The 14,537-nt window shown below is 57.5% G+C and carries 14 protein-coding genes; 9 read left to right on the top strand and 5 right to left on the bottom strand.

The features are described 5' to 3' along the window. Positions 1-11: 11 nt before the first annotated feature. Both PSH76_RS21750 and PSH76_RS21755 read right to left on the bottom strand, forming a co-directional pair. Positions 12-350, bottom strand: a complete 339-nt coding sequence (locus PSH76_RS21750) for a phage holin family protein (RefSeq protein WP_032893298.1) — start codon at positions 348-350, stop codon at positions 12-14. 590 nt (positions 351-940) lie between these two features. Beyond that, a complete protein-coding gene (locus PSH76_RS21755) occupies positions 941-1,684 on the bottom strand; it encodes an XRE family transcriptional regulator (RefSeq protein ID WP_169855582.1) in 744 nt (247 codons plus the stop codon). Between the two features lie 224 nt (positions 1,685-1,908). Here PSH76_RS21755 and PSH76_RS21760 point away from each other — a divergent pair, with 224 nt between their 5' ends. Together PSH76_RS21760 and PSH76_RS21765 are read left to right on the top strand one after the other, a co-directional pair. Further along, a complete protein-coding gene (locus tag PSH76_RS21760) occupies positions 1,909-2,397 on the top strand; it encodes a Panacea domain-containing protein (protein WP_003189004.1) in 489 nt (162 codons plus the stop codon). Next, positions 2,390-2,761: a hypothetical protein gene (locus PSH76_RS21765; protein WP_032893301.1), complete on the top strand. Its 372-nt coding sequence runs from the start codon at positions 2,390-2,392 to the stop codon at positions 2,759-2,761. The genes PSH76_RS21760 and PSH76_RS21765 overlap by 8 nt, the downstream gene beginning before the upstream one ends. Before the next feature lie 284 nt (positions 2,762-3,045). Here the strand turns inward: PSH76_RS21765 and PSH76_RS21770 are convergent, their stop codons facing one another. Continuing rightward, positions 3,046-3,594 carry a hypothetical protein gene (locus tag PSH76_RS21770; RefSeq protein WP_032893302.1) on the bottom strand — a complete coding sequence of 183 codons (549 nt, stop codon included), beginning with the start codon at positions 3,592-3,594 and terminating at the stop codon, positions 3,046-3,048. Between the two features lie 414 nt (positions 3,595-4,008). Here PSH76_RS21770 and PSH76_RS21775 point away from each other — a divergent pair, with 414 nt between their 5' ends. The 3 genes from PSH76_RS21775 (at position 4,009) to fdxA (ending at position 7,728) form a co-directional block, all read left to right on the top strand. Further along, on the top strand, positions 4,009-4,290 hold the full coding sequence (locus PSH76_RS21775; RefSeq protein ID WP_032893303.1) for a DUF3077 domain-containing protein: 282 nt from the start codon (positions 4,009-4,011) through the stop codon (positions 4,288-4,290). A gap of 380 nt (positions 4,291-4,670) precedes the next feature. Beyond that, complete coding sequence (gene mutS / locus PSH76_RS21780) at positions 4,671-7,262, top strand: DNA mismatch repair protein MutS (RefSeq protein ID WP_305492897.1); 2,592 nt, start codon at positions 4,671-4,673, stop codon at positions 7,260-7,262. Between the two features lie 142 nt (positions 7,263-7,404). Further along, complete coding sequence (fdxA, locus tag PSH76_RS21785; protein ID WP_003172109.1) at positions 7,405-7,728, top strand: ferredoxin FdxA; 324 nt, start codon at positions 7,405-7,407, stop codon at positions 7,726-7,728. A 522-nt stretch (positions 7,729-8,250) separates the two neighbouring features. Here the strand turns inward: fdxA and apbC are convergent. Next, the gene (apbC, locus tag PSH76_RS21790; protein WP_161906783.1) at positions 8,251-9,345 is read right to left on the bottom strand and encodes an iron-sulfur cluster carrier protein ApbC; all 1,095 of its coding nucleotides are present in this window, start codon (positions 9,343-9,345) and stop codon (positions 8,251-8,253) included. A gap of 172 nt (positions 9,346-9,517) precedes the next feature. Between apbC and metG the strand changes: the two genes are divergently transcribed. The 4 genes from metG (at position 9,518) to PSH76_RS21810 (ending at position 13,617) form a co-directional block, all read left to right on the top strand. Next, on the top strand, positions 9,518-11,569 hold the full coding sequence (gene metG, locus PSH76_RS21795) for a methionine--tRNA ligase (protein WP_094774806.1): 2,052 nt from the start codon (positions 9,518-9,520) through the stop codon (positions 11,567-11,569). A gap of 87 nt (positions 11,570-11,656) precedes the next feature. Then, entirely contained in the window at positions 11,657-12,625 is a 969-nt protein-coding gene (gene rsxB, locus PSH76_RS21800) for an electron transport complex subunit RsxB (protein ID WP_305492898.1), read from the top strand. A 60-nt stretch (positions 12,626-12,685) separates the two neighbouring features. Further along, the gene (gene nth, locus PSH76_RS21805; RefSeq protein ID WP_003188989.1) at positions 12,686-13,324 is read left to right on the top strand and encodes an endonuclease III; all 639 of its coding nucleotides are present in this window, start codon (positions 12,686-12,688) and stop codon (positions 13,322-13,324) included. A gap of 107 nt (positions 13,325-13,431) precedes the next feature. Further along, the gene (locus PSH76_RS21810; protein WP_032893316.1) at positions 13,432-13,617 is read left to right on the top strand and encodes a PA3496 family putative envelope integrity protein; all 186 of its coding nucleotides are present in this window, start codon (positions 13,432-13,434) and stop codon (positions 13,615-13,617) included. Between the two features lie 84 nt (positions 13,618-13,701). Here PSH76_RS21810 and PSH76_RS21815 read toward each other — a convergent pair whose 3' ends face one another. Beyond that, the gene (locus PSH76_RS21815) at positions 13,702-14,334 is read right to left on the bottom strand and encodes a response regulator transcription factor (RefSeq protein WP_003188986.1); all 633 of its coding nucleotides are present in this window, start codon (positions 14,332-14,334) and stop codon (positions 13,702-13,704) included. Between the last annotated feature and the right edge of the window lie 203 nt (positions 14,335-14,537).

Raw genomic sequence — 14,537 nt, forward strand, 5'->3', positions numbered from 1 at the left:
CCTTGCAACGATTAGTGCGGGTCCTGGCCGGAGCCTTGGTTGATCCCGATGCGCTTGGCCGCCCATCGCTCATAAAGGCCGATGGCCACGTCGGCACCGGCCATGGCGGTCAGGCAACCAATGGCGCCGGCGGTCCAGATCGACATGCCGGCGGCGTAGCACAGCATCAAGGCCGACACCCCGCAGACCATGCACGCCCCGGAACGCAGGGCCAATCGGCGGATCAGCGACCAGCCACGTGCGCCTTCTTTATCGGCGCGCCACATTTCACCTGACACCCCGCCGATCACCGCCAATATGATGACCAGCCAGATAGGCATTTCCGCTAACGCTTGCTGTTCATTTGTCATGTCACGCCTCCTGGCTGAGCAATAAATAGTCCGTATTTCATTTACAAATGCTTGGATAGGTAGGCATTCCAAAAAGCCCGGTCGCCCGGGCTTTTCAGTAATGATGTCCTCGGACTTTCGGCGCTACTGGCGCGGTACGGTCCTTTCCTCGATGTTTTTCCGACCACGATCCCTGTCTGCCGGATAACTGCTTCTGGTGCTTTACGCTGCACACCCGGGTCAGTTGCCAACCCTCTGAACCGGTAAGGCCGGTTCATCGCTGCCTGTTGTTGAAGCGTTGAAACTAAAGAGCGTCGGCATCCTTGCCGGTGTTGCCTGGCATCCCTGCCATCGCTTCGATGGCGTCCTTGCCGATGTTGCGTGCCTTCCTTGTCTTCCTTGGCAGCATCCTTGCCGCCTCCACCAGGCCTTGTTGGCTGGCTTGAGATGAAGAATATGCATGTATGCATATACAGTCAATGCATAGATGCATTTATTTTTGCTATGGAAATGCATGAATGCATTAGAAGCCTTGCGGGCTTGGGCTTGGCCGGTTTTCCAGGGGCGAAAAAAAACCCGCACATGGGCGGGTTTCTTCTTACGCGTGGAGGTTAGCGGGCGTACATGCCCCACCAAAAAACATGACCGAGGATGCTGATCTGCTCATCCTGAATCTCCTGGAAGCTGTAGTCCTCATCGGGGTGCTCATCACGATTGAAGCTGCGCAGGCGAATCCCGGAAGGCAGGCGGTAGAGCTGTTTAACCCGCAACTGGCCGTTGTGATTGATGGCATACAAGTCGCCATCCACAATATCGCCAATGCCGCTCTTGCCGGCATTCACCCCTACCGTGGCGCCGTCGCGCAACACCGGCAACATACTGTTGCCGCGTACCGTCACGCACTTGGCCTGGTCGAACTGCACACCGTTATGCCGCAGGCTGCGCTTGCCGAACCGCAGGCTGGCCTTCTCGCTTTCCTCGATGACGAATCTTCCTGATCCAGCAGCCAATTCAACCTCGCGCAGAAAGGGGATCGACACCTCGTCATCATTAACGGGGGTGTCGTCGTCCCACAGGCTTATGTCCTTGAGTTCCGAATGCATCGGGTCGCGCCCGTCATCACGCAAAGCGCCGACTGCCGCGCGCCCGCGCAGGTAATCAGTGCTCACGCGGAAATACTCGGCGATACGGGAGATGTGTTTATCCGACGGATCAACGATCTTGCCGCTGAGGATCCGGGACAGTGTGGATTGAGGCACGCCAGTGCGCCGGTGAAGCTCCGTGGGGGAGATCCGGTCGCGGTCCAGCAGCTCTCTTAAGACGATAGAAACGTTGCGTTTTTGCATAGCGCGGATAGTGACGGGAGTTTTTGGGGTTGGCAAATGCTAATTTGCATATTTATGCATTAAACACGCGTCTTTCACTTAACTTGAATCAAAATACTGTATATACAACCAGTTATCGACGCTCTATTATCCGACAGCTTGGTATTGCTGCCGGTCGACACCTTGCATGTCGACAACTCAAGGCCTATGTATAAAACTCTTGGACAACGTAGCCAGCAACGACGGAGGTGCTCATGGCTTATTCAGCGCTAGCTGTCGCTAACGCCTTCATTGAACGTGCGAAGGAAGGCAAGCTTTCGGGCCTGACGCCCATGAAGCTGCAAAAACTGCTGTTTTATACGCAGTCCTGGCATTTGCGCGAACGGGATCAGCCCCTTATGGATGATCACTTTGCCCGCTGGCAATATGGTCCGGTCATCCCGTCGCTTTACCATGAGTTGAAATCCTACGGTAATCGTCCGGTGACGTCGTTGCTCAGCAATCTGAAGCCCGACGCCGAAGATATTGTGTTCGTGACACCGAGAGTGCCTGAGAGCGACACCTACACCCATCGTTTGATTGACCGGATCATCAACAAATACGGCAAGTGGTCTGGCACCCAACTGTCCAACCTCTCCCACGAGGACGGCACAGCCTGGGCCCTCAAGGGCGCCGACGGTTCCGCCATCGACTGGGAAGACATGGCAACACTCATTCACCCAAAGAGCCGCATCCGTGAGTGAAGAACTCGACAACCTGGAACTCACGCTGCCCCCCGCGGCAGGGCCTGACCAGGACACCCAAGCCGGTGGCGAGCAAGCCATAGGCACCGACGATGAAAGAAACCAGAACCTCAAAGACCAGAAGGCCGAAAGGCAACTGCGCAAGAAATATGCGGGTCGGGCGTTTTGGTTTGCCGCTTGTGGTGTGATCTTCTGGGCGGTTTTACTGGTGTGGAATGGGTGGTCGACGTATTACTCGGGCAAAGCGCCGTTCTCGGACAATGTGTTGATTGCTATCACTACGGCGACTTCAATCAATCTGTTTGCGGCGTTTCTTGGGGTGATCCGAGGGTTGTTTCCGGCTAGTGGGCGTAGGTCAAAATAGCCTATTGGACCGCGCAGTCATTCCAACTTTGAAGGATTAATATGCTGCGAAAAGCCAGATCATCACCTTCCCGGCATTGATCGCATCGGCTTTGAACCGAAGAGTAAAATGATTCTGGTCTGCCTGCCTTATCCCAACGTGACAGGTTGTAAAAATGGCGCTGGAAAAAAAGAGTGATCAGAACGATGAATCGCTGAGTTATGGCGGTGTTACTGCTTGGTGATTCGGCGCGAACTGCTTCCAGAGCGGCCGGTAGCTAATCATTCAGAAACGCAGAAATGGACTTAGCTGAAGTCAAGCGACTCGAAAACTCCTCCCGTAGCTTCACCCGAGGAGATGCAGACTTTGAACGGATACCAGCAATCGTCTACATACCATCCCTCCCCTGTAATGATCCCATCCGCGAGCGAGATTTGGATATTTCTAATCCCGTCCAGAGACAGGCGCTCAGAGCACCAGACCTCAGCCTCGCCTTTAACAAGCCTGAGCCACACCCCATTTGAAACAAGGATGCTGTCTAATTCTGGAATGCTGACCAAGTACTCGATATCGCCACCGAAATGCTTCAAGAGAACGCCGCTACGAATGTCCACGATATAACCCTGACCACCGGCAACTATCATCACATGAAAAGTTGAACCCAGCGTCAGAACGCAACTGAAGCGGCAAAAACCCGGCTGAAAATTCCCCACCCAAGAAGGCTTCGCCTCTGGCGAGAACCTGATGACGAATCCTTCACTATGGTGCCCTTGGCCGGTAGCGCTGAACTGCAAAGGAAGAGGCCCTTCGCCCGGTAGCCCAGCAAGAATCTGATACTTCAGGGTACTCGTCATAAATTTTCCAGGTTGCGAAGTTCAAACTAGTCGAATCATGACATCACCTGCCACATCGTTCTAGGAGGCGTGTTTCTCCAATGCTGCCTACTGGAGAAAAGCGGACGCATTTATTTCCAGGACACAATTTTCCCAGTTGCACCCTCCCTATCACCACGCTACCCTTCGATTCGTCGCTGCCAATTCAGCGACCGGGCCTGATAACCCGTCAAGATGCAGGCGCAACAAGCGCCACCAAACCCGATTTGCAGGCGTTTTTTTTCGCCCCTCATTTCGTGCAATGGCGGCTGTGCGTGGGAGACCTTCGGGTCTGCCGGGTTCCTGTATCTCCGGTTTATCAGCCTGCGCACAGCTGCCACCCCATTCGCCTGATAACGAACGTGGTAGCTCTCACTTGATATGGGAGTTTTACCGATGACCGCTACAAATCCGCCTGCGTTAACCACCCTCGGCGTCACCCCCTTCTCCTTTCACTCCGACCAACCTCTATTCCGCGTCAACAGCGGTGTTTCCCTGCAAGAAGCCCTGCACCACGCCTCCGATCTTCTCCATGTCGCCAAGCTGCTCGCAGAAGATGCGGCGATGACCAAGGAGACGGACCGTTATGCGTGGGCGTCGCATTACTTGCAGGAGATGGTCAAGGCGGTAGTTGATGATGTGGTGAAGGTGTTGGATTCGCCAGGCAACATTCAGTAAAGGGGCGATAAAAAAGAAGGGGGCGGCGTATTTTGATAAATGCGCCGCCCCTTCTTCTATTTCTACCGGGTCGTTTGCGACCTGCGAAGGGTCGACTTCGCATGTTAACCTTGCGCCCATCGCAAAAAATGCTGGGCCAAGCGCCCAATGCCGATCAGTTAAACGACCACGATTGGGCAAGGTGTGGAGCTTTTGAACTTCAGCGATGCGGGTGCTTCGGCCCGCCGGTACAGGGCGGTGATCCCATCGCAGCCTCGCTGAAGCTCGACAGCTCCCACATTCGACCTGCTTTGTTTTGACGTGCGCCTTTCTAAACTGATCGACACTGGACCACGCGCCCCCTTTGCCCCATCACTTTCAACGAATTTGCCTATTACCCAATGAGTAAAAACACCTCCGATCTGTCCTCCCACACCCCGATGATGCAGCAGTACTGGCGCCTGAAAAACCAGCACCCTGATCAGTTGATGTTCTATCGCATGGGCGACTTCTACGAGATCTTCTATGAAGACGCGAAGAAGGCCGCCAAGCTGCTGGACATTACCCTGACCGCGCGCGGGCAGTCGGCGGGGCAGTCGATTCCGATGTGTGGCATTCCTTACCACTCGTTGGAAGGCTACCTGGTCAAGCTGGTGAAGCTGGGCGAGTCGGTGGTGATTTGTGAGCAGATCGGCGACCCGGCGACCAGTAAAGGGCCGGTGGAACGTCAAGTCGTGCGCATTATTACGCCGGGTACGGTGAGTGATGAGGCGCTGCTGGATGAGCGTCGCGATAACCTGATTGCGGCGGTGTTGGGCGATGAGCGTTTGTTCGGCCTGTCGGTGCTGGATATCACCAGCGGCAACTTCAGCGTGCTGGAAATAAAGGGCTGGGAAAACCTGCTGGCTGAGCTGGAGCGGATCAATCCGGTGGAGTTGTTGATTCCGGATGATTGGCCCAAGGACTTGCCGGCGGAGAAACGTCGTGGGACCAAGCGTCGTGCGCCGTGGGATTTTGAGCGTGATTCGGCGCTGAAAAGTCTGTGCCAGCAGTTCTCGGTGCAGGACCTTAAAGGCTTTGGTTGTGAGACGCTGACCCTGGCCATCGGCGCCGCCGGTTGCCTGCTCAGCTACGCCAAGGAAACCCAGCGCACCGCCCTGCCGCACTTGCGCAGCCTGCGCCATGAGCGTCTGGACGATACCGTGGTGCTCGATGGCGCCAGCCGTCGCAACCTGGAGCTGGACACCAACCTGGCCGGCGGGCGTGATAACACCCTGCAATCGGTGGTGGACCGTTGCCAGACTGCCATGGGCAGCCGTTTGCTGACCCGTTGGTTGAACCGTCCGCTACGGGATTTGACGGTGCTGCAAGCGCGCCAGTCTTCCATTACCTGCCTGCTCGACGGCTATCGCTTTGAAAAGCTGCAACCGCAACTGAAAGAAATCGGCGATATCGAGCGCATCCTGGCGCGGATCGGCCTGCGCAATGCGCGGCCCCGTGACTTGGCGCGCCTGCGTGATGCCTTGAGCGCGCTGCCGCAGTTGCAAGTGGCGATGACCGAACTGGACACGCCGCACCTGCAACAGCTTGCCGTCACCGCTGGCACTTACCCGGACCTCGCGGCGCTGCTGGAAAAGGCCATCATCGACAACCCACCGGCGATCATTCGTGACGGCGGCGTGTTGAAAACCGGCTATGACAGCGAGTTGGATGAGCTGCAATCGCTGAGCGAAAACGCCGGGCAGTTCCTGATCGATCTGGAAGCCCGCGAAAAAGCCCGTACGGGCCTGGCTAACCTGAAAGTCGGCTACAACCGTGTGCATGGCTACTTTATTGAGCTGCCGAGCAAACAGGCCGAGTCGGCGCCTATCGACTATCAACGTCGCCAGACCCTCAAAGGCGCCGAGCGTTTTATCACCCCCGAGCTCAAAGCGTTCGAAGACAAGGCGCTGTCGGCCAAAAGCCGCGCCCTGGCTCGGGAAAAGATGCTCTACGAAGCTTTGCTCGAAGACTTGATCAGCCGTCTGGCGCCGTTGCAAGACACCGCCGCCGCCCTGGCGGAGCTGGATGTGTTGAGCAACCTCGCCGAACGTGCGCTGAACCTGGACCTCAATTGCCCACGGTTTGTCAGCGAACCGTGCATGCGCATCGTACAAGGTCGCCACCCGGTGGTGGAGCAAGTGCTGACCACGCCGTTCGTCGCCAATGACCTGTCGCTGGACGACGACACCCGCATGCTGGTGATCACCGGTCCGAACATGGGCGGTAAATCCACCTACATGCGTCAAACCGCGTTGATCGTGCTGTTGGCGCATATCGGCAGCTTCGTACCGGCAGCCAGTTGCGAGTTGTCCCTGGTGGACCGCATTTTCACGCGGATCGGCTCCAGCGATGACCTGGCCGGTGGCCGTTCGACCTTTATGGTGGAAATGAGCGAGACCGCCAACATCCTACACAACGCCACCGAGCGCAGCCTGGTGCTGATGGACGAAGTGGGCCGCGGCACCAGCACCTTCGACGGCCTGTCCCTGGCCTGGGCGGCGGCTGAACGCTTGGCGCATTTGCGTGCGTACACGTTGTTTGCCACGCACTACTTCGAGCTGACGGTGCTGCCGGAAAGCGAGCCGCTGGTGGCCAACGTGCATCTCAATGCCACCGAGCACAACGAGCGCATCGTGTTCCTGCACCATGTGCTGCCAGGGCCGGCGAGCCAGAGCTATGGCTTGGCCGTGGCGCAATTGGCGGGTGTGCCGAGCGAGGTGATCACCCGTGCTCGTGAACACTTAAGCCGCCTGGAAACCACGGCGCTGCCACACGAAACGGTAGTCGCTAGCCCGGCCAAGGCCAGCAAGAAACCTGCCGCGCCGCATCAGAGCGATATGTTCGCCAGCCTGCCCCATCCGGTGCTGGATGAGTTGGCAAAGCTTGACCTGGATGACTTGACGCCGCGTAAAGCGCTCGAAATGTTATATGCACTGAAGACTCGGATATAACGCAGACGCTTGCAAGCTGATAGAATCTCGCGCGGTTTGGGATGCTGCGGGCTTTTAGCCTGGTCCGCAGACTATCGCTCTCAAACCTCGCGAACCCCACCATAAGGGGTTTCGCTGCCGCCGCCTGAGGAGAAAATTAGAAATGACCTTCGTCGTCACCGACAACTGCATCAAGTGCAAGTACACCGACTGCGTAGAAGTCTGTCCGGTGGACTGCTTCTACGAAGGCCCGAATTTCCTGGTTATCCACCCGGATGAGTGCATCGACTGCGCCCTGTGTGAACCAGAATGCCCGGCCGTCGCGATTTTCTCCGAGGACGAAGTGCCTGCGGGCATGGAGCAGTTCATTCAGTTGAACGTCGAGCTGGCCGAAGTGTGGCCAAACATCACCGAGCGCAAAGATCCGATGCCGGATGCAGCTGAATGGGATGGCAAGCCCAACAAAATTGAGCAACTAGAGCGCTAAAGCGCCGCTGCCCAACAAAAAAAGGCCCCTTGAGGGCCTTTTTTGCGTTCGGGTGCCTGCGTTCACTTTTCTACAGGCAAAAAAAGGGGCGGTATGACCCGCCCACATTTTTTCCCTAGTCCCTGTATTCCTTTTCATCATCCTGATGAATCGCATCCTGCGACGTTCCTTCAAACCATCGTTCCTTGATGGCTGTGCCAATCCGTGGACACAGGGCTGATGTTAGAGCGTTCCGAGGGAAGTTCAACGCGATGCCCTCGGCAGGCTGACAAACTCCGCCGCTCGCCAGCATGAAAATAATCGTTATCTTTCAATAAGATAGATAATAGCCTCGTCATTTCAAGACGTACGCAACCGCTAAAAAAACCAAACACTTACGAAAAAGTAAGCGAATGCTTACACGCCCATTACGCAAAATAGCAACAAGCCCTATTGCCCCCCACCTGTAGGAGCGAGCTCGCTCGCGAAAAACCCGAGACCACCACTGGTCGTCAGGCTTTTCGCGTATCCGTTAAAGCCTAATCAATCGTCGCTCACGGTAATGGTCGGCATCGCCGGCGCCGCCGCTTCCTGCAATACAATCCGCGCCCCCACATGACGGGCCAATTCCTGATAGATCATCGCAATCTGCCCATCAGCCTCGGCCGCTACGGTAGGTTTGCCACCATCGGCCTGCTCACGAATCTCCATCGCCAATGGCAACGATGCCAGCAGTTCAACGCCATACTGAGTAGCGAGCTTCTCGCCCCCGCCCTCACCGAACAGATGCTCGGCATGCCCGCAGTTGGAACAGATATGCACCGCCATGTTTTCCACCACGCCCAGCACCGGGATGTTGACCTTGCGGAACATCTCCACACCTTTGCGGGCATCCAGCAGCGCCAGGTCCTGGGGCGTGGTGACGATCACCGCACCGGCCACCGGCACTTTCTGCGCCAGGGTCAGTTGGATATCGCCGGTGCCTGGCGGCATGTCGATCACCAGGTAGTCAAGGTCGCCCCACGCTGTTTGTGTGACCAGTTGCAGCAACGCACCCGAGACCATCGGCCCGCGCCAGACCATCGGCGTGTTGTCATCGGTAAGGAAGGCCATGGACATCACTTCCACACCCAGCGACTCGATGGGCACAAACCATTTCTGATCCTTGACCTTCGGCCGTGTGCCTTCGGCGATGCCGAACATCACGCCCTGGCTCGGCCCGTAGATGTCGGCATCGAGAATGCCCACGCGCGCACCTTCACGGGCCAGGGCCAGGGCCAGGTTGGCCGCGGTGGTGGATTTACCCACGCCGCCCTTGCCGGACGCTACCGCCACCACATTCTTGACGTTGGCCAGGCCCGGGATCTGCGCCTGGGCCTTGTGCGGCGCGATCACGCATTGGATGTCGACCTTGGCCGAACCCACACCGTCGAGGCCCTCGATGGCCATTTGCAGCATCTGTGCCCAACCGCTTTTGAACAGGCCCGCGGCATAACCCAGTTGCAACTGCACCGACACCTGGTCGCCTTGGACCTCGATGGCACGCACACAGCCGGCACTGACCGGGTCCTGGTTCAAATAAGGGTCGGTGTACTGGCGAAGAACGGCTTCCACCGCTGCGCGATTGACGGCGCTCATGGGCTACTCCCGAAAAAAGACTGACTGAAACAGGCGGCTATCCTAACCGTTCCGGCCGCTGAACGGCATGCTTTCGAAGGCGCGCAAGATACTGAAACAGCGTCACGGGGTGAAATAAATTTCCCGGCGCTTTATAGTGGCCGACCTCCGTTTCATCAAGTAGCCGAGCCCCATGTCCGAGCCACGCAAGATCCTCGTCACCAGCGCCCTGCCCTATGCCAATGGTTCTATCCATCTTGGCCATATGCTTGAGTACATCCAGACCGATATGTGGGTGCGCTTCCAGAAGCATCGCGGCAATCAATGCATTTATGTCTGCGCGGACGACGCCCACGGTTCGGCCATCATGCTGCGCGCCGAAAAGGAAGGCATCACCCCGGAACAACTGATCGCCAATGTGCAGGCTGAACACAGCGCCGACTTTGCCGAGTTCCTGGTGGACTTCGATAATTTCCACTCGACCCACTCCGACGAAAACCGCGAGCTGTCGAGCCAGATCTACCTGCGGTTGAAGGAAGCCGGGCACATCGACCAACGTTCGGTGACCCAGTATTTCGACCCGGAAAAGAAAATGTTCCTGGCCGACCGGTTCATCAAGGGCACCTGCCCGAAATGCGGCACCGAAGACCAGTACGGCGACAACTGCGAGAAATGCGGCGCGACCTACGCACCCACCGATTTGAAGGATCCCAAGTCGGCGATCTCCGGCGCCACGCCGGTGCTCAAGGACTCGCAGCACTTCTTCTTCAAGCTCCCGGATTTCCAGCAAATGCTGCAAACCTGGACGCGCAGCGGCACTTTGCAGGACGCCGTGGCCAACAAACTCTCCGAATGGCTCGACAGTGGCCTGCAGCAGTGGGACATCTCCCGCGACGCGCCGTACTTCGGCTTCGAGATCCCGGGCGAGCCGGGCAAGTACTTCTATGTATGGCTGGACGCGCCGATCGGCTACATGGCCAGCTTCAAGAACCTGTGCGACCGCACCCCGGAGCTGGACTTCGACGCGTTCTGGGGCAAGGACTCCACCGCCGAGCTGTACCACTTCATCGGCAAGGACATCGTCAACTTCCACGCGCTGTTTTGGCCGGCGATGCTTGAAGGCTCGGGCTACCGCAAGCCGACCGGCATCGCCGTACACGGCTACCTGACGGTCAACGGCCAGAAAATGTCCAAGTCCCGTGGCACCTTTATCAAGGCGCGCACCTACCTGGACCACCTGTCGCCGGAATACCTGCGCTATTACTACGCGTCCAAGCTGGGCCGTGGCGTCGACGACCTGGACCTGAACCTGGAAGACTTCGTACAGAAGGTCAACTCGGACCTGGTGGGTAAAGTCGTCAACATCGCCAGCCGTTGCGCCGGGTTTATCCACAAGGGCAACGCCGGTGTACTGGTAGCCGAGAACGCCGCACCGGAACTGACCGACGCCTTCCTGGCCACCGCGCCGAGCATCGCCGACGCTTATGAAGCCCGCGACTTTGCCCGCGCCATGCGCGAGATCATGGGCCTGGCCGACCGCGCCAACGCCTGGATCGCCGACAAGGCACCGTGGTCGCTGAACAAGCAGGAAGGCAAGGAAGCTGAAGTCCAGGCTATCTGTGCCACCGGCGTCAACCTGTTCCGTCAGTTGGTGATCTTCCTCAAGCCGGTGCTGCCGTTGCTGGCCGCCGATGCTGAGGCGTTCCTCAATGTGGCGCCGTTGAGCTGGAACGATCACACCACCTTGCTCGGTAATCATCAGTTGAACGCGTTCAAGCCCCTGATGACCCGTATTGACCCGGTGAAAGTCCAGGCCATGACCGACGCTTCGAAAGAAGACCTGGTCGCCAGCCAGACCGATACCGGCCAATCTGCACCGGCGGGTAATGGCGAGCTGGCCAAGGACCCGATTTCCCCGGAAATCGATTTCGACGCCTTTGCCGCCGTGGATTTGCGCGTGGCACTGATCATCAAAGCCGAAGCCGTGGAAGGTGCCGACAAGCTGCTGCGCCTGACGCTGGATATCGGCGACGAACAGCGCAACGTGTTTTCCGGCATCAAGAGCGCTTACCCGGACCCGTCCAAGCTCGATGGCCGCCTGACCATGATGATCGCCAACCTCAAGCCACGGAAAATGAAGTTCGGCATTTCCGAAGGCATGGTGATGGCGGCCGGCCCTGGCGGCGAAGAAATCTACCTGCTGAGCCCGGACAGCGGCGCCAAGCCGGGTCAACGCATCAAGTAACCTCTGCAAAATGCCCCGCTGTCGCTACGGCGGGGCCTCTCAGCTTGCCCTTCTCCCTGGGCCGGGCGTCAACGCTATGATCACAGCATGAACCTCATTCAACGTATCGACGCGCTGCTGCCGCAGACTCAATGCGGCAAGTGCGGGCACCCGGGTTGCAAGCCTTACGCAGAAGGCATCGCTAAAGGCGAAGCCATCAACAAGTGCCCGCCCGGTGGGCAGGAAACCATTGCCGGGCTTGCACAACTGCTGCGCCTGCCGGTACTGGACCTGGACACCAGTCGTGGAGATGCGCCTGCGCAAGTCGCCTATATCCGCGAGGCCGAATGCATCGGTTGTACCAAATGCATCCAGGCTTGCCCGGTGGACGCCATTGTGGGCGCCGCCAAGCTGATGCACACCGTGATTGTCTACGAGTGCACCGGTTGCGACCTGTGTGTTGCGCCCTGCCCTGTTGACTGCATCGAGATGCGTCCGCTCGCTGAGGTTTTGCCTATCGTCGGTGACTTGGCCAGCAATGATGATGAACGGCGTGCACGCGACCTCAAACGCGACCGGGCGCGGCGGCGCTTCGAGCAACGTAACGCCCGCCTGCAACGTGAAGAGGCTTGCAAGCTCGCCGAACGCGTGGCACGAGCCAAGCGCACAGCGCCGATGGCAGTGGCACCGGTCGATAACCCTCAGGCTGCTCTGGACGCCGCGATCAAGCAGGCCAAAACCAACGTCGCCATGAGTCGCGCTCAGTTGCACAAATCCTTGAAAGCGTTTGGGCATCCGCCGACCTTTGAGCAGCAGTCGCAATTGATTATGCTGCAGCGACAGTTCGAGGCATCCGAGCAGGCGCTTGCTGCACTGGAGACCAACAGCTCACCACAGCCACCAAAGACGGCCGCTAAAAGCGCCGAGTTCAAGCGCGCAAAGATCCAGTTGGCCATGCGCCGGGCTGCGTTGAAAAAGGCTCAGGATCAGCAAGCTGACGCGCATGAAATCGCAACCTTGAAAACCGCCTTGAACGCCGCCGAGCAAACGCTGCAGGATGCCGAGGCCAACGGCTGACCCACTGCACTGTGTATTGCTAACATCACGCCGACCGCCTGCAAGGAAACCCCTGCCCCTATGAATGCCGCAAAACGCCTGGAAATTTTCCGCAGGTTTCACGAAGACAATCCGGAACCGAAAACCGAATTGGCCTACTCCTCACCGTTCGAGTTACTGATTGCGGTGATCCTCTCGGCTCAATCCACGGACGTTGGCGTCAACAAGGCAACGGCCAAGCTGTATCCCGTAGCCAATACACCCGCCGCGATTTACGCCCTGGGCGTGGAAGGCCTGTCCGAATACATCAAGACCATCGGCTTATATAACAGCAAGGCCAAGAACGTGATCGAGACGTGCCGCCTGCTGTTGGAGCTGCATGGAGGCGAGGTACCACAAACCCGCGAAGCCCTCGAAGCCTTGCCAGGCGTTGGCCGCAAAACGGCGAACGTGGTGCTCAATACGGCATTCCGGCAGTTGACCATGGCGGTGGACACGCACATTTTCCGCGTCAGCAACCGAACCGGCATTGCACGGGGCAAGAATGTGGTTGAGGTGGAAAAGCAGTTGATGAAGTTCGTGCCCAAGCCCTATTTGCTCGACTCCCACCATTGGCTGATCCTGCACGGACGCTACGTTTGCCAGGCCCGCAAGCCGCGCTGTGGCAGCTGCCGCATCGAAGATTTGTGCGAATACAAGGACAAGACCTCCGACGATTGAGCGATCATTGGTTTTTGTGATCAGGCGATTGAAAAAATCTTTTTTACCCGTTCGCGGATTATCGCTATAAGGGGCCCCAATGGCAGTCTTAGCCTGGAGTTGACCTTATGAGCGCTGGCAGCAAAGAAGACCTGGTAGTGGAAGACGACCTCGTTGAGTCGGAGGACGATGATCTAGAGGCACCTGCACCAGAGGTGGCCAAGACCAATTTGAGCAAACGCCGCACTATCGACAATCTTCTGGAAGAGCGACGCTTGCAAAAACAGCTGGCCGATTACGACTTCGATTTCTGATCGAGCCGTTGACGGCCGGAAGCCTCCCTGACGGAGGCTTTTTTCTGCCGGTTACACGGGTATTCAAAGGGTGCAATATCCTCCCTAGACCAGGCCGTTGCGTTGGGCCAGTTCGATCAGGTCCACAAGGGATCGGGCATTGAGCTTGAGCAGCAAGCGCGTCTTGTAGGTACTGACGGTTTTGTTGCTGAGGAACATGCCATCGGCAATCTCCTTGTTGGTTTTGCCACGGGCCAGTTGCTGCAGCACCATCATCTCCCGCCCCGATAAGCGTTCGACCATGTCGGCTTCACTGGCATTGCCCATGGTTGAGCGCACCGAATTGAGCGCCTGGTTCGGGAAATAGCTATAGCCGGAAAGCACTGCCTTGATGGCACTGAGCAACTCTGTCAGATCCTGCTGCTTGCACACATAGCCGGCGGCGCCCGCCTGCATGCAGCGCATGGAAAAATGGCCGGGCGCCTGGGACGTCAGTACCAGCACCTTGAACGAGACGGCTTGCTTGGTTGAAGCCAGCCGGCAAATAACTTCCAGGCCGTCGAGCTTGGGGATTCCGATATCCAGTATCACGATATCCGGCATATGTTCCCGTGCAAGTTGCAACGCATCGACACCGTTATCGGTCTCGGCAACGACCTCATAACCATGACGCTCCATTAGCATGCGCACAGCAAGACGAATGACGGGATGATCATCCACGATCAGCACTTTATTCATGAGAAAGTCCAATTTCGCTGTTCGAATTATTTAGAGCAAACACAATAGCCTAGTCGATTACTAGTTGGCATAGCATTCCACCCCGAGCAAGAGCAGGCAGAGACCCAACCCACAAGAAGATAGGAATTAACCTACAAAAAATCGCCAACTTAGATGCTTGGAGCTTTATGGTTGCTTTCAGACCTTTCTCGGCGCGCACATAT

The sequence above is a fragment of the Pseudomonas sp. FP215 genome (genome assembly GCF_030687795.1).
Lineage (GTDB): Bacteria > Pseudomonadota > Gammaproteobacteria > Pseudomonadales > Pseudomonadaceae > Aquipseudomonas > Aquipseudomonas salmasensis.

Coding starts and splice junctions, on each gene's coding strand:
- PSH76_RS21750 (WP_032893298.1), bottom strand. CDS start 350: ATGACAAATGAACAGCAAGCGTTAGCGGAAATGCCTATCTGGCTGGTC.
- PSH76_RS21760 (WP_003189004.1), top strand. CDS start 1,909: ATGGCTTATTCAGCGCTAGCTGTCGCTAACGCCTTCATTGAACGTGCG.
- PSH76_RS21770 (WP_032893302.1), bottom strand. CDS start 3,594: ATGACGAGTACCCTGAAGTATCAGATTCTTGCTGGGCTACCGGGCGAA.
- PSH76_RS21775 (WP_032893303.1), top strand. CDS start 4,009: ATGACCGCTACAAATCCGCCTGCGTTAACCACCCTCGGCGTCACCCCC.
- mutS (WP_305492897.1), top strand. CDS start 4,671: ATGAGTAAAAACACCTCCGATCTGTCCTCCCACACCCCGATGATGCAG.
- fdxA (WP_003172109.1), top strand. CDS start 7,405: ATGACCTTCGTCGTCACCGACAACTGCATCAAGTGCAAGTACACCGAC.
- apbC (WP_161906783.1), bottom strand. CDS start 9,345: ATGAGCGCCGTCAATCGCGCAGCGGTGGAAGCCGTTCTTCGCCAGTAC.
- metG (WP_094774806.1), top strand. CDS start 9,518: ATGTCCGAGCCACGCAAGATCCTCGTCACCAGCGCCCTGCCCTATGCC.
- rsxB (WP_305492898.1), top strand. CDS start 11,657: ATGAACCTCATTCAACGTATCGACGCGCTGCTGCCGCAGACTCAATGC.
- nth (WP_003188989.1), top strand. CDS start 12,686: ATGAATGCCGCAAAACGCCTGGAAATTTTCCGCAGGTTTCACGAAGAC.
- PSH76_RS21810 (WP_032893316.1), top strand. CDS start 13,432: ATGAGCGCTGGCAGCAAAGAAGACCTGGTAGTGGAAGACGACCTCGTT.
- PSH76_RS21815 (WP_003188986.1), bottom strand. CDS start 14,334: ATGAATAAAGTGCTGATCGTGGATGATCATCCCGTCATTCGTCTTGCT.